Raw genomic sequence first — 14014 nt, 5'->3', positions numbered from 1 at the left:
TCGCGCTATGGGCGCACGGCTCTATCCGGGCTTGGCGCTCAAAGGATCGCGAGATAACGCCTGCGCCCGGCCTATGCCAGCGGCTTCAATTCCTGGGCGATGGTCGGCAGAAGCTCCGAGACGTTCGGGTGGATGTGCACCGCGCGCGCCAGCGTACTGACTGGCGCCTTGGCATACATCAGATCGAGCACGCAGTGCACTGCCTCGTCGCCACCCGGGCCGAGCACCGAACAGCCGAGGATTTCCTTGGTGTCGGCATCGACCAGGATCTTCATGAAGCCTTGCGTCTCACCTTTTTCGACGGCACGGCTGACGCGGGTCATTGGCCGCTGGCCGACAAGGGCGCGGCGGCCGGATTTCCTTACCGCGGCTTCGGTCATGCCGCAGCGGCCGAGTGGTGGGTCGATATAGAGCGCATAGGCCTCGATGCGGTCGCTGACCTTGCGCGGATCGTTGTCGAGCAGGTTGGCGGCGACAATCTCGTAGTCATTGTACGAGGTGTGGGTGAAGGCGCCCTTGCCGTTGCAGTCGCCCATCGCCCAGATGCCGGGCACGCTGGTGCGCAGCTGGTCGTCGACGACGATGAAGCCGCGTTTGTCGACCTCGACGCCGGCTTTGTCGAGGCCGAGATCGTCGGTGTTTGGCGTGCGGCCCAGGGCCAGCAGCACATGCGAGCCGACCGCAGCCGCCTTGCCTGGCGAGAAGGTCACGGCGATTTCGTTGCCTCGCCTGGCGAAGCGGATATCGTCGGCGCCGAGATGGACGGCAATGGCTTCGTTTTCGAGGATCGACAAAATGGCGTCCGAGACGTCATCGTCCTCGCGGCCGATCAGGCGCGGGCTCTTTTCGATGACCGTGACTTCGGAACCGAAGCGGCGGAACATCTGCGCGAATTCGAGCGAGACATAGCTGCCGCCGACGACGATGAGATGGCGCGGCAGCACGTCGAGATCCATCATCGACGAATTGGTCAGGTAAGAAATGCCGTCGAGGCCGGGCAGGTCGGGCACCGAGGCGCGGCCGCCGGTGTTGAGGAAGATCTTTTCGGCGCTCAGCAGATCGTCGCCGACGCGCACCGTATTGGCGGTCACGAAGCGCGCATGGCCGCGATAGAGCGTGCATTTGTCCATGCCGGCAATCCAGTCTTCGAGATTGCCGCGGGCATCGTTCGAGACTTTGTCCTTGCGCGCCTTGATCGCCTTGTAGTTGACGCCGATGGGACCGGAGAGCGTCACACCGTAGTCCGCGGCGCAGCGGGCGAGATGCGCGGCATAGGCGCTTGCCACCATCGTTTTGGTCGGCGTGCAGCCGGTATTGACGCAAGTGCCGCCGACCAGCTTTCGCTCGATCAGCGCCACGCTCATGCCGCCCGCATTCAGCCGGCCGGCGAGCGGTGGGCCGGCCTGCCCGGCACCGACGATGATGGCGTCGAATGTCTTTGCCGTCATGCCACCGCCGCCACGATCAGAAGCCCGCCGACGATCGCCACCGCGTCCTCGATGAAGGCGGCGGGCGGGTCCTTGCCGAAGGCGGTGGCCAGGCGTTTACGCGCCTCGGCGCCGCCCAACGTGCCGATCACCGCGCCGACGGCGCCGGCGATCAGGCCGCCGATGATGGCGCCGCCGGTGGCGCCGATCACCGCGCCGGTGAAAGCGCCCAAGACGATGCGCGTGCCGAATTGCTGCGGCACCTTGCGGCTCGGCGCCGATGGCAGCTGGTCGGTGACCAGTTCGGCGATGGCCAGGATGGTGAAGATGCCGACGGCGATCCAGTGACCCATGAAACTCGCCCAGGTGCCGGTGACCGGCAACCAGCCTAGCCAGGCGCCCCAGGCGACCGCGGCGGGCGCAGTCATGGCGCGAAGCCCGGCAACGATGCCAATCAGGAGTGCAAGAATGTACAGCATGATTGATCCCTCGATGGCCGGCTTGGGACAGGTCCGAGAGAGCAAGCTACCATAGGTCCGGTATTTGACCAGAGGTGGTGTCGCCGCCGGCGCTTCCGTATTTTCACCAGTTGTGCTTGGCAAAGATTGAGACTGGAGTTGCGGCCATGACGGGGAGCGAACGCACGAAAATGGCGGCGGGCGAGTGGTATTGCTGCCTCGACCCGGAACTGGAGGCGCTGCGGATCACGGCACGCGACGCGGTGTTCGAGCACAACAGCCTGCCACCACGACAGCGCGGCGATATCGGGCCTGCCTTGCGGGCGCTGCTCGGCGCTGCAGGCGAGGGCGCCCGGATCGAAGCGCCGTCCCACTGCGCTTATGGCTTCAACATCTTTCTCGGCGACCGCGTCTTCCTCAATGCCGGCTGCACCATTCTCGATACGGCGCAAGTCCGCATCGGCAAGGGAACGCTGCTCGGCCCGAATGTGCAGATCTATTGCGCCGAGCACCACAAGCAGGCTGCCGGGCGGCGGGCAGGGCTGGAGATCGCCAGGCCGGTCGAGATCGGCGACAATGTCTGGATCGGCGGCAGTGCCATCATCCTCGGCGGGGTCAGGATCGGTGATGGCGCCATCGTCGGCGCCGGTGCCGTGGTGACGCGCGACGTGGCGGCGAACACCACGGTGGTCGGCAATCCGGCACGGGTAATCAGGAGCGGGTGAGCCGGATCAGCGTGAAGCGCCGCGTCTATCCAAATCGACACTCCTCGAGAATTCGCGCCGGTATTGCACGGGCGAGGTTCTGAGCCGCGCTGCGAAATGCTGGCGCAGCGAGGTGGCGCTGCCGAAGCCGGCCTCGAAGGCAACCGTATCCATCGATTTTTCCGTTGCTTCCAGCAGCCGCTGCGCCAGTTGCACACGCTGGTCGGTCAGCCAGTCGCCGAAACTGGTGCCGATCGTTTTCTGGAAACGGCGCGTGAACGTCCGGCGAGTGAGGCCGGCGAGACCGGCAACGCTGTCCAGACTGTGCGGATCACTCAGGGTTTTGCGCACCGTTTCGAGAGCCTGGGTGAAGCGGTCCGCATTGCCGGTCCTGGCGATGGGACGTTCGATGAATTGCGCCTGCCCGCCCTGCCTGTGCGGAGAAAGCACGATCTGCCGGGCAAGGCGAAGCGCTGCCTCCGCGCCGTAACGAGCCCGTACGACGTGCAGGCAGCAGTCGAGCCCGGCGGCGACGCCGGCGGATGTCACGACATCGCCATTGTCGATGTAGAGCACTTCCGGTTCGACGAGAATGTCGGGATAGAGTTCCTGCAGCTGATCCGCGTAGGCCCAGTGCGTCGCGGCTCGCCGCCCTGAAAGCAATCCGGTCGCCGCGACAGCGAACGTTCCCAAGCACAGTCCGACGATCAGCGCGCCGCGCTCGTGCGCGCCAAGCAACGCCTCGATCAGTGTCGTCGGCGGTGAGATCCCGAGATCGTTCCAACTCGGCACGATGACGATGTCGGCATCATCAAGCGCGGAAAGCCCGTGCGGGACGCTGATGGTCAGCCCGGCATCAGTGCGGATCGGCCCGTTCTCAATCGCGCAGACCCGGAAGTCGAAGCGCGGCAGGCCGAGCGTCGTGCGATCCGCGCCGAACACGAGACACGGCACGGAGAGATGAAACGGGCTGATGCCATCGAAGGCGATGGCGGCAACGACAGGATCGGCCATGGGAGCTCCAGCAAAGGGTGACACCGATTGTCCCAATTCTTTCGAACAATGTCAATCGGGACACTTTTTGCGATCCGGCGCCGCGCTTATCGTCCACCCATCAATGCCAAACGGGAAAGGAAAACCCCATGTCGGACCCAGCCAAAGGCAAAGCTCCACGCCGCGCCCTCATCGTCATCGATGTTCAGAACGACTATGACGGCGGCAACCTCGCCATCCAGCATCCGCCGTTCCGCGAGAGCGTCGTCAATGTGGCGCGAGCGNGCGATGGACGCGGCCACCGAGGCAGGCGTCAAGGTGGTGGTCATCAAGCAGTTGGCACCGGAAACCTCATCGGTCTTCGCCAAGGGCAGCCATGGCGCCGAGTTGCACCCGGAAATCGCCAGGCGAAACCGCGACCACTACATCGAAAAGAACTTGCCCAGCGCCTTCACCGGCACGGATTTAGAGGAGTGGCTGCGCGCCAACTCTATCGATACGATCACGGTCATCGGCTACATGACGCATAATTGCGATCTGTCCACGGTCATCCATGCCGTGCATATGGGTTTTGAGGTCGAGTTCCTGTCGGACGCGACGGGGTCGTTGCCCTACGCCAACAGCGCCGGCTACGCTTCGGGCGAGGAAATCCATCGCGTCGTGACGATCGTATTGCAGTCGCGCTTCGCGGCCGTTCTCAAAACCGCCGAATGGATCGATTGCCTGAAGACCGGCGTGGTACCCCAGCACGACACACCCTATGCCTCCAACCAGCGCGCGCTGGCGCGAAGCGCGGCGTAGGAGACTATTGCGAGCAGGCAGAGGGGCGCCGCAGCGTTGCGGCGCCCTTTGCCGTTCGAGCGTTGATATCCTTAGAACAGGCCCTCGATCTGGCCCATTTCGTTCAGGAAGATCTTTTCCGAGGATGGCGCTTTAGGCAGACCGGGCATGGTCATCACCTCGCCGCAGATGATGACGACGAAGCCGGCGCCGGCAGACAGCCTGACCTCGCGCACCGGCACGGTGTGGCCGGTCGGCGCGCCGCGCAGATTCGGATCGGTGGAGAAGGAATATTGCGTCTTGGCCATGCAGACCGGCAAATGACCGTAGCCGGCGTGCTCCCAGGCGTGGAGCTGGTCGCGCACCGATTTGTCGGCGATCGCTTCGGAACCGCGATAGATGCGCTGGACGATGGTGTTGATCTTCTCGAACAGCGGCATGGCGTCGGGATAGAGCGGGGCAAATTGCGACGCGCCGGATTCGGCCAACGCCACGACTCTTTTGGCCAGTTCCTCGATGCCGGCCGATCCCTGAGCCCAGTGCTTGCACAGGATCGCCTCTTCGCCCATCGAGGCGACATAATCCTTCATCGCCTGGATCTCTGCCTCGGTGTCGGAGTAGAAATGGTTGATGGCGACCACGGCCGGCACACCGAACTGGCGGATGTTCTCGATGTGGCGGCCGAGATTCGCACATCCCTTCTTGACCGCCTCGACGTTCTCCTTGCCGAGTTCCTCCTTCTTGACGCCGCCATTCATCTTCATGGCGCGAACCGTGGCGACGATGACCGCCGCTGCCGGCCTCAGGCCGGCCTTGCGGCATTTGATGTCGAAGAACTTTTCGGCACCGAGATCGGCGCCGAAACCGGCTTCGGTGACGACGTAATCGGCAAGCTTCAGCGCCGTCGTGGTGGCAACGACGGAGTTGCAGCCATGCGCGATGTTGGCGAAGGGGCCGCCATGGACGAAAGCCGGGTTGTTCTCCAGCGTCTGCACGAGATTGGGCTGCATGGCGTCCTTCAAGAGTACGGCCATCGCGCCGTCGGCCTTGAGGTCGCGTGCATAGACGGCCGACTTGTCGCGGCGATAGGCAACGATGATGTCGCCGAGGCGCTTTTCGAGGTCCTTCAGGTCGGTCGACAGGCACAGGATGGCCATGACTTCCGAGGCGACTGTGATGTCGAAACCGCCCTCGCGCGGGAAACCGTTGGCGACGCCGCCGAGCGAACAGATGATCTCGCGCAGCGACCGGTCGTTCATGTCCATGACGCGGCGCCAGACGACACGGCGGGTGTCGATGCCGAGCTCGTTGCCCCAATAGATATGGTTGTCGATCAGCGCCGACAGCAGATTATGGGCGGTGGTGATGGCATGGAAATCGCCCGTGAAGTGGAGGTTCATGTCCTCCATAGGCACGACCTGCGCGTAGCCGCCACCGGCGGCACCGCCCTTGACGCCGAAATTCGGTCCGAGCGAAGCCTCGCGGATGCAGACGATGGCCTTCTTGCCGATGCGGTTGAGGCCATCGCCCAAGCCCACCGTCGTCGTCGTCTTGCCTTCGCCGGCCGGTGTCGGGTTGATGGCGGTGACGAGGATCAGCTTGCCGTCCTTGTTGCCCTTCACCGACTTGATGAACTCGGCCGAGATCTTCGCCTTGTCGTGGCCGTAGGGCAGAAGATGTTCGCTCGGAATGCCGATCTTCTGGCCGATCTCCTGGATCTGCTTCTTCCTGGCGCCGCGCGCGATCTCGATGTCGGACTTCACTTCGGCCATGACGGCTTCCCTCTGAATTGAACGGATTCGATTACTGTGGTCGCAAGCCCGGCACTGCAGGCGCGGGCATGTTCTACCCCTGTCGCTGCCGCGGCGTCAACTTTCATGCAACTATGTTTCCTACGAAGAAAGTGCCTCTGCGGTCGGCTGCCCTGCTACAGGTTCTTTTTTCGCGCCGGTCGCCGCGCCGTATAGAAGCCAGAGCAGGCGCGGTTCCGCCGTCTCAAAACAGCCGCGTAATACGCGAAAAGCGACAGAAGCAACGGCGCAAATTCACCAGCGCCGGCTGCGCGGAACAATCCGCTACTGCGTCAGCACGTTGCTGATCTCGACCATGTTCGAGCGGACCCTGAGTATGTAAAACCCCATCGTCGTCAGATGTGTCGGCAACAGCCAGCCGTCCTCGCGGCCATTGGCGATGATGAAGGGCTGGATGCGCAGCGCCGAGACGAATTGCGCGTCCATCGTATCCCACAGGTTCTGCAGGTGCTTTTCCTTGATGACGTCCTCGAAGTCGGCCTGCGCGCCCTTCATCAGCCCGTAATAGGCATAAAGCTGGCCATAGGCGAACCAGAAGCGGTCGTCGGCACGGGTGTCGAACCAGCCATTGTTGTGGTTTTCGGCACGCTCCTTGAGGATCGCCGAGGTCGAGCCGATGTCGGACGAGATGCGGTCGATATACTGCTTGAGATTGTCGGCGCGGGCATCGAACGTGGCCTGGCAGGCTGCCAGACGGGCGTTGAAGGAACGCAGCTTGCGCACCGCGTCGCGATAATAGCTCGGCGTCGGCGTCTTGGGACCAAACGGGTTCAAGCCGAAGTACCAGGTTTCCTCATCGAACTGCAGATTGCCGCGGGCGTCCTGCAGGTCGGCGTCGATCTGCGAGGTGGTGCGGACGCGGCCGAGATTGTCGGCAAGCTCGGTCGCCGTGCGCCGCACCGCCTGGTTGATGCCGCGCTGGAACGAAGCCTTGTTGTCCATGAACGGCGTGTGGTCCCAGTCGATGCCGAACAGGCCGAGCTTGTAGAGGATCATCGACGACACCCAGGCATTCTGGTTGACGTTGAAGTCGGTCAGGTCGGCCGCAACCTGGGCAATGGCTGAATTTCCGCAGGTCTTGGCCGTGTCGGTGCCGGCGCCTGCAGAGACCTGTTCACCGGCGGAGCTGTTGCGCTTTTCGAACGTGTATTTGTCGACGTAATTCGGGTCGAAATTGTTCCACCACTGGGTGGCGTAGAAGAAATTAATGTAGAGGCCGATCAGCACGACGACAGCCAGGCCGAGCACCGCCTTCAGGATCCAGCCGCGTTGCGTGTACCAGCGCCCCGCCCACAGGAACGGCCACAGGATCGCGCCGATGAGCAAGCCGATGCCGCGGCCAATCCACTGGAAAATCCGGGTGAAGAAATTCACGATCGGATCAAGCATGGCGATGTCACCCCCTCAGTCAGTCAAGCCGTAGAGGCGTGTGCGAAACGCCACCTTGTCCTTCAAATATGTGGTTTTCAGAACGTCCACAACATGCGATCGCCAAGCGTCGCTGAAGCCGTCATAATCCCTGTAGAAGCCCGGCTTGTTGAAGACGTAACGCGAGACGAAGTCCTGCGGCACGAAGTCCGAGATCAGCTGGTTGGTCAGCCAGGCGTCTTGATGGTCCGGCTTGGCGCGGATCACCAGGAAGCGCTGCTGCGGGAACACATCCTCTATCTTGAGATGGCCAAGTTGGGCGATCTCGCGCTTGGCGGCGTTGAGGAAGGGAAAATTGCCGTCCCTGGTGATCAGATCGGCGTGGCCGTGGATCCAGGTCTGCAGCCAGACCTTATCGACGTCGGTCAGATTGCGGTCGGGCTCGGCGTCGCGGATCAGGGCGCGCACCACCATTTCGGCGCGATGCTCGAGATAGCCGGAGGTTTCGATCCATGAGGCGCGCGGCAGCTCGATGCGGCCGGTCGAAGCGAGGAACTTGAACACCTTGTCGGCGTCATGGATCGAGAGATAGCTCACCTGCCACGGCCGCGAGCGGCGGAAGCCGGGCGCTGCCGGGTCGCTGATCACCGTCGTCACGTCCGGATCGACGAACACATAGAGCCCGCCGAAATGGCTGGTCCAATAGGCGTTGTGGCGGAAGATCACCTGGTCCGGCACCAGCGCATTCTCGCGGATGTCGCCGCAGACCTTCGCCAGCTCGACCATGTGTGCAAGCATGGCATTGTCGCGCCAGGCATCCGGTTCCTGCTTCAGCCGGTCGACCAGCTTGCCGAGCTCGGCGGCCTTGCCCAGCACGTCCTCGGCCGACAGCACCTTGAACTCGACCTGATTGATCGACAGCAGATCCTCGATGTCGTCGACCTTGGGGACTGAATCCTCGATCTCGCCGTAGATGACGTCCTTGATTGTCAGCGCATCGATGGCGCGCTGGTTCTTCGACATGAACTCGTACATCAGCAGCGAGGTGTTGGAGAAAGCCGTGTGCACCACCGGCAGGTCGATCTGCGACGGCGTCAGGATGATGAAGCGGCGGTTGACCTCGTTCGGATCGAGGTAGCTGTAGTCGCCGCATTCCTCGGCGACCTGCGGCGAAAAGCCGGTACGGTCGATCTCGAAGCTTTTCAGCTTGGTCGGCTTCAGCCCGAAGGCGACCATCGCCTTGTTGTAGCGCTGGATCAGATGCGGCTCGTCGACCGTCAGCAGCCGGCCGTAGATCAGCTCGTTGTCGCGTAGCAGGTCGGGTTTCTTGGCGGGACTCATGCGCGTAGTCCCAACGGATCTTGCGCTGGATGACCGAGCTCCAACGCTGACGCCCCCCTCTCCCCGTTCTTCACGGGGAGAGGGTAAGGGTGAGGGGCAGCGCAAACGGTCAAGGACANACGCTGACGCCCCCCTCTCCCCGTTCTTCACGGGGAGAGGGTAAGGGTGAGGGGCAGCGCAAACGGTCAAGGACATGTCTCTCCATAGCCTTTGGCGGCGACAAATCGAAGATCACGCGTTTCGATATGGCGTTCGAGGCGCCCTTCGATCGCAGCCACCACTGTTTCAAGGACTGCTTCCCGCTCCTTCAATACGTCTACGTTCCAAAAGCGAAGGATAGACCAGCCATCGGAGACGATGAAGCGATCTCGGATTCGATCATATTGGCTGCCGACATGCTGACTGCCATCGACTTCGACGACGAGCTGGCAGTCTCTGCAGGCGAAATCGACGAAGTAAGAGCCTATCGGCAACTGCCGTACGAATTTATGGCCGTTCAGTCTGCGGTCGCGCAACTCCAGCCAGAGCGCGGTTTCTGCATCGTTGTCGGATTGACGCAGGCGCCTTGCGCGCTTGGTTGTGTCTATTTCTGGCCCACGCATGCGCTGCCCCTCACCCTTACCCTCTCCCCGTGAAGAACGGGGAGAGGGGGGCGTCAGCGTTTGAGCCACGTCTTTCAGCGTTGCTGTGGGAGCTTATGCATCGCACCGGAAACAGTGCTATCCGGTGAGAAGGAAGATCACGCATTCCACATTCCCTTCTTCTTCAACTCCTCGATCTCGCGGACGGCACGCTCCCGCAGACGGGTGTCGCGGATCATCTTGCTCACCGCCGCATCGTCCGACTTGTCGGAATAGCGGAATTCGGAATCCGCATAGCGGTTGATCTCCTGCATGACCATGTCCATCGAGAACGGCCCTCGCAGTTCCTCGATCATCGCCTTCTTGTCGTCGTAGCTTTTGTGCATGAAGGCTTCCGGCTTCTCGAACCACTCGTCGGGCAATTCGATGTCCATGGCGCGCATCTTGATCGCGTCGGTGACGTTCTTGATGGCGCGTCCGGTGAAACGCGGCTCGGCATCCTTGATCAAGTGCAGATAGGTGCCGATATCGGCCATCGACTTCGGCGCGCCGTTGTCCTTCATGTAGCGCTCATAGACCTTCATCAGCCCGTCTTCCTGCGGCTTCTCATGCTCCTCGTAAGCCTCCATCACCGCGCGCTGGATTTCCTGAGCGGCATAGAGCTTGTGGTCGCCGAGCGGGATCTTGTGGTTCTTGCCCGCGAGCAGGACGAAGATGTCGATGTAGTCGTCGCGGCTCTGCGGGCCGTCGACCAGCCAGCGGGCGCCGGCGCGCTGGCGCAATGCGTCGTCAACGTTTTCGGGATAGTTGGAAAACATGCCGAACGAGCAATTGCCGCGCACCACGGTTGCCGCACCGGCAAAAGCGTCCATCAGCACACCGGTGATTTCCTGCTGGCCGGCCGAGGCGCGGTCGTCTGAGCGGCGTGCGGCGACCTGGTCGATATCGTCGATGGTGCCGAAGCCGATGACGCGCGGGTTCAGCACATTGTTGATGAACTGGCGGCAGTTCTGGCCGGACTTGCCCTGGTAGGAGGAGATCTGGTCGACGCCGAAATTTTCGTAGGCGAAGGGATAGCCGGCGACTTGGCTGTAGCCGTTGAGAAGGCCGGCGATCATCTGGATCAGCGTCGTCTTGCCGGTGCCGGGCGCGCCGTCGCCGATAAACGTGAACAGGAAGCCGCCAAGCTCGACGAATGGGTTCAGCTCGCGCTCGAAGTCGTACGCCATCAGCATCTTGGCGAGCTTTACCGACTGGTACTTGGCGATGTGGTTGCCGACGACCTCTTCCGGTTTCTTGAAGGTCATCACCAGCGGTTTTGCCCGCTTGCCAGGGGCGACGTCGAAACCATCGAGGGTAAAATCGTCGACGTCGATGCGGATATGGGCGTTCTCGAACGGGCCGATGCCGTCGAAGCGGCCCTTTCGCGCCAACAGCCCGTCGATGGCTACGCGGGCAAAGGCGCGGGCGCGGGTCATCAGGTCGGCGTCGTCCTTCGAACCTGCTATCGCCCTGTCGAGCCCGGCCACGATCGACTTCACCGCATCCTGCGGGGTGTCGAACAGAAAGTCCGGCTCGGGCGTGTCGTTCGGCGCCTCGCCGTCGCTGTCGATCAGCTGGAACAAATAGGAGGCGAGGCTGAAGGCGGAGATGTAGGCAGAGGCCGACAGCAGCTTCTTGAAGGTGGCAGCTTCGTCGCCTTCGAGCGGCGCGCGGGCGTTTTTCGCCTGCAGGCTTTCGAGGTCCGAGCCTTCGGCGAAGACATCCGATATGGCTAGCGCTATTGCCGCCCCGCGCCGAGCGCGAAACAACAGCATGTGCTGCGGTATGGTCAGCAATTGGTCGTCGGGATGGACGGCGGCGACGGTTTTGGCGAGCTCGACCTCGCGCGTGCGGCGAACCGAGCCGACCGAGACGGTCGAGACGAAGCGGCGGTTGGTGCCGGCAAGCGCTGTGCCGGACTCGCGCGATGGGTCTTCCAGCACGACGATGCGGGTGATGAAACTTTGCGCAGTTGCGCGGTGCTTTTCAATTGCCGCTTCCGGGATGGTGGTCAGGCCGGTGTCCATGGAAGATGCTCCGCGATTTGACGGTCAGACGTCGCTGATGACCTGCCCTTTGGACAGGATGTGGACCTTGTAGCCCGAAAAGATCTTCTGCGCCTCGCCGGCGGCATAGAGCGCCTGATAGGCCTCGTGCGGGATCAGCGCATGGTTCTCATAGCTCGACACGCCCTGGCGCGCGGCCTCGAGATCGTCGGTATTGATGAAGAATTCCTGCGTCGTCTTTTCGCTCGAGAACAGCCCCTTGCGGCCTGGCTTCTCGGCCTTGGAAAAGACCTCCTGGATGGTCCAGGTCAGCAGCCAGGCGTTTTCCGGCTTGCGCACCTTGGCCAGCACTTCGCTTACCGTCGAATTGTTGTCGGTAATCCCTGCAGAATAGAACGGGCCGAGCACGACGCGACGCAGCTGCTTGGGATGCAGCGGTTCGAAATCCTTGTCGAGGTTGACCGCGATGGTCGCCGGCGACAGCGTGTAGGCGGAATTCTTCTCGGTGAAATCGTCGAAACGGTGGGCGAGCTCGGGATTGAGCAGGCCGTCGACCGGCAGCGGAATGTCGACCCTCTCATTAAGCTTGCCGCCGGAGTCGACCAGTTGCCGGATCATGTCATCCGAGGAATCCTCGACCGTCACCATATAGACCAGCGGCAGGTTGGCGCTGCCATCGAAGCAGGCCCAGTGGACCAGATAATAGGGCCGCAACGTCTTCGGATTGACCGAAACCTTGGCCGTCTGGGCCAGCGTGAACGGGCCAAAGGTGGTCTCGCTCTTGACGTCTTCGAGGTAGAGCCGCTCGGCCATCGATTTCTGCAGCGCTTCGGGAAATTCCTTGTGGCGCAGGATGAAGTCCGCCATTTCCTCGCGCAGCTCGCCGGCCAGCGGGAGGTTGGCGAGGCGCGCATCGGCCTGGAGGCGGTCGTTTTCCAGCTCGAGCAGGTTCTGAAAGACCGGAAAACCGCTTTCGGCGCGCGAGATGCGGAACGTCTCGGTGAAGCCCAGCCGGTTGCGCCAGCATGAGAACGACTTGTCGAGCCGCGCAATATATTCGGCGACGATCTTGGCGACGATGCCGTGCCGGTAGAGCGGCGAGCGATCGTCGCGCATGAACACTTCGAGGCCGCCAAGTGCCGCCGCGATCGCCGAGAAATAGCGCGCCGCCGCTTCGTTTTCGGGGGTCATGCTGCCAGCCCTTGGAGCAGTGCACGTGCAGCAATTACGACTGCACGTAATTTGCCGAATTGTGCTTCTTCATCACGTCGTCGAAGCGGCGGGCGAAGGCATCGTCGGCGAGCTTCTTGCGGCGCTGGATGTCGGCGGTGGCGACCATGTTCTTCTCGTGCATTTCAAGCAGATCGCCAATGTGCTTCTGCGAGGCAGCACCAATGCCGGCCATGGTCTCTTCGGCGGTGTTGTCGACCTGGCTGCCCAGCGTGTTGATCTTGTGGGCGACATCCTGTTGGGCGGCGGTCTTCAGCGAATCTTCCAGCGCCTTGTACAGCACGATGCGCTGCTCGGTATCGATGGTCAGCTTGTTGATCAGCGTCGATTGCGCCGCGATCTGGTTGTTGAGCGAATCGACGAAGGTCTGGAACATCGAGGTGTAGCGCTCCAGCGTCTGGCTTTCGGCCAGCAATTCTTGCTCCTTGGCCTGCTTCTCGTTGTATTCCGTGGCCAGTTTCGAACGCTCGCCTTCAAGCTGCGTGCGCCCCTTCTGGCTGGTCGAGGCGGCGATCTTGTTCTCGATGTCGAGCAGCATCGGGTTGAGCTCCTCGATGCGCTTCTGCACGGTCTCGAGATTGGACATCGTGGTCTTGCGGCGCTCGATCACCTGCGACAGGCTGGCGTCGGAGGTTTTGTAGCGCGTGTCGAGAACCTGCTTCTGCGCCTTGAGGATGCCGACGATGGTGTCGGACTTCGCCAGCAGTTCCTGCAAATTGCCGGCCAGCGACATGTTGCGGACGCGGTCGGTGCGCATGCGCTGCTTGCGCTGGCTGGAGAAGACGCCGACGAAACTTTCCCAGCCGGTGTAGTTCTTCATGCTCTCGAATTCGGCGCCGAAGACGTTGGTAGCGTCCTCGAGGCCGATGATCAGGTCGGCGATATTGCCTTCCATCACCTTCTGCTGCTTCAGCACATCCTCGATGCGGGCATTCTCGATGTCGAAATTGGCATCGCCGATCTTCTTGTCGGCGGTGGCGAGCGTGTCGAGCACGGCACCGGACTGCTCAATCTTGGTGCGCATGTCCTGCACGACCTGCTTGGTCTTGGCAATCTCGGCATCGAAATTCTGCAATGTCGCCATTGGGGCCTCCGCTTCGGCATCGGTTTCGTTTCGCAAACCGCCGCGAATATATGTGCCGGGTTTGGCGAATGAAAGACGGAAGACATGGGATTACAGGAAAACAAAGAATTTCAGGAGGCGACTGCAGGATAATCAAGCCATGATTACGCTGTAACTGCCGGCCGGTCAGGCACCGCTTCGACCTCGGCT

General features: G+C 62.1%; 12 protein-coding genes. 2 read left to right on the top strand and 10 right to left on the bottom strand.

Annotation, left to right across the window (positions count from 1 at the left end; all coding sequences use genetic code 11):
• Window positions 1-71: 71 nt before the first annotated feature.
• Both X760_RS54790 and X760_RS54785 read right to left on the bottom strand, forming a co-directional pair.
• Window positions 72-1448, bottom strand: a complete 1377-nt coding sequence (locus tag X760_RS54790; RefSeq protein ID WP_023719244.1) for an FAD-containing oxidoreductase — start codon at window positions 1446-1448, stop codon at window positions 72-74.
• Window positions 1445-1906 (bottom strand): membrane protein, encoded by a 462-nt coding sequence (locus tag X760_RS54785; protein WP_023719243.1) that lies wholly within the window; start codon window positions 1904-1906, stop codon window positions 1445-1447. Before X760_RS54785 ends, X760_RS54790 begins: the two co-directional genes overlap by 4 nt.
• Window positions 1907-2052: 146 nt before the next feature.
• On the opposite strand from X760_RS54785, the gene X760_RS54780 reads away from it, so the two are divergent.
• A complete protein-coding gene (locus X760_RS54780; protein WP_023719242.1) occupies window positions 2053-2610 on the top strand; it encodes a sugar O-acetyltransferase in 558 nt (185 codons plus the stop codon).
• Window positions 2611-2616: 6 nt separating this feature from the next.
• Here the strand turns inward: X760_RS54780 and X760_RS54775 are convergent, their stop codons facing one another.
• On the bottom strand, window positions 2617-3603 hold the full coding sequence (locus X760_RS54775) for a helix-turn-helix domain-containing protein (RefSeq protein WP_023719241.1): 987 nt from the start codon (window positions 3601-3603) through the stop codon (window positions 2617-2619).
• Between the two features lie 267 nt (window positions 3604-3870).
• On the opposite strand from X760_RS54775, the gene X760_RS54770 reads away from it, so the two are divergent.
• A complete protein-coding gene (locus X760_RS54770) occupies window positions 3871-4383 on the top strand; it encodes a cysteine hydrolase family protein (RefSeq protein WP_245278593.1) in 513 nt (170 codons plus the stop codon).
• Window positions 4384-4454: 71 nt separating this feature from the next.
• On the opposite strand, the gene X760_RS54765 is transcribed toward X760_RS54770, so the two are convergent.
• The 7 genes from X760_RS54765 to X760_RS54735 all read right to left on the bottom strand — a co-directional run bounded on the left by X760_RS54765 (window position 4455) and on the right by X760_RS54735 (window position 13825).
• The gene (locus X760_RS54765) at window positions 4455-6134 is read right to left on the bottom strand and encodes a formate--tetrahydrofolate ligase (protein WP_023719240.1); all 1680 of its coding nucleotides are present in this window, start codon (window positions 6132-6134) and stop codon (window positions 4455-4457) included.
• 303 nt (window positions 6135-6437) lie between these two features.
• Complete coding sequence (locus X760_RS54760; RefSeq protein WP_023719239.1) at window positions 6438-7562, bottom strand: DUF2333 family protein; 1125 nt, start codon at window positions 7560-7562, stop codon at window positions 6438-6440.
• Window positions 7563-7577: 15 nt separating this feature from the next.
• Window positions 7578-8882: a DUF6638 family protein gene (locus X760_RS54755; protein WP_023719238.1), complete on the bottom strand. Its 1305-nt coding sequence runs from the start codon at window positions 8880-8882 to the stop codon at window positions 7578-7580.
• Window positions 8883-9067: 185 nt separating this feature from the next.
• Window positions 9068-9484, bottom strand: coding sequence for an endonuclease domain-containing protein (locus X760_RS74740; RefSeq protein WP_084642682.1), 417 nt, complete (start codon window positions 9482-9484; stop codon window positions 9068-9070).
• A 137-nt stretch (window positions 9485-9621) separates the two neighbouring features.
• Entirely contained in the window at window positions 9622-11532 is a 1911-nt protein-coding gene (locus X760_RS54745) for an ATP-binding protein (RefSeq protein WP_023719236.1), read from the bottom strand.
• Between the two features lie 24 nt (window positions 11533-11556).
• The gene (locus X760_RS54740; RefSeq protein ID WP_023719235.1) at window positions 11557-12702 is read right to left on the bottom strand and encodes a hypothetical protein; all 1146 of its coding nucleotides are present in this window, start codon (window positions 12700-12702) and stop codon (window positions 11557-11559) included.
• 34 nt (window positions 12703-12736) lie between these two features.
• Window positions 12737-13825, bottom strand: a complete 1089-nt coding sequence (locus X760_RS54735) for a hypothetical protein (protein ID WP_023719234.1) — start codon at window positions 13823-13825, stop codon at window positions 12737-12739.
• Between the last annotated feature and the right edge of the window lie 189 nt (window positions 13826-14014).

The organism is Mesorhizobium sp. LSHC420B00, assembly GCF_000503055.1.
Taxonomy (GTDB): Bacteria; Pseudomonadota; Alphaproteobacteria; order Rhizobiales; family Rhizobiaceae; genus Mesorhizobium.
The sequence above is the reverse complement of the archived record's forward strand: the minus strand, read 5'-3'. Positions and strand labels throughout refer to the sequence as shown.

What these genes read in the sequence shown, in the direction of transcription:
- X760_RS54790 (WP_023719244.1), bottom strand. Translation starts at nt 1,448, where the DNA reads ATGACGGCAAAGACATTCGACGCCATCATCGTCGGTGCCGGGCAGGCC.
- X760_RS54785 (WP_023719243.1), bottom strand. Translation starts at nt 1,906, where the DNA reads ATGCTGTACATTCTTGCACTCCTGATTGGCATCGTTGCCGGGCTTCGC.
- X760_RS54780 (WP_023719242.1), top strand. Translation starts at nt 2,053, where the DNA reads ATGACGGGGAGCGAACGCACGAAAATGGCGGCGGGCGAGTGGTATTGC.
- X760_RS54775 (WP_023719241.1), bottom strand. Translation starts at nt 3,603, where the DNA reads ATGGCCGATCCTGTCGTTGCCGCCATCGCCTTCGATGGCATCAGCCCG.
- X760_RS54770 (WP_245278593.1), top strand. Translation starts at nt 3,871, where the DNA reads ATGGACGCGGCCACCGAGGCAGGCGTCAAGGTGGTGGTCATCAAGCAG.
- X760_RS54765 (WP_023719240.1), bottom strand. Translation starts at nt 6,134, where the DNA reads ATGGCCGAAGTGAAGTCCGACATCGAGATCGCGCGCGGCGCCAGGAAG.
- X760_RS54760 (WP_023719239.1), bottom strand. Translation starts at nt 7,562, where the DNA reads ATGCTTGATCCGATCGTGAATTTCTTCACCCGGATTTTCCAGTGGATT.
- X760_RS54755 (WP_023719238.1), bottom strand. Translation starts at nt 8,882, where the DNA reads ATGAGTCCCGCCAAGAAACCCGACCTGCTACGCGACAACGAGCTGATC.
- X760_RS74740 (WP_084642682.1), bottom strand. Translation starts at nt 9,484, where the DNA reads ATGCGTGGGCCAGAAATAGACACAACCAAGCGCGCAAGGCGCCTGCGT.
- X760_RS54745 (WP_023719236.1), bottom strand. Translation starts at nt 11,532, where the DNA reads ATGGACACCGGCCTGACCACCATCCCGGAAGCGGCAATTGAAAAGCAC.
- X760_RS54740 (WP_023719235.1), bottom strand. Translation starts at nt 12,702, where the DNA reads ATGACCCCCGAAAACGAAGCGGCGGCGCGCTATTTCTCGGCGATCGCG.
- X760_RS54735 (WP_023719234.1), bottom strand. Translation starts at nt 13,825, where the DNA reads ATGGCGACATTGCAGAATTTCGATGCCGAGATTGCCAAGACCAAGCAG.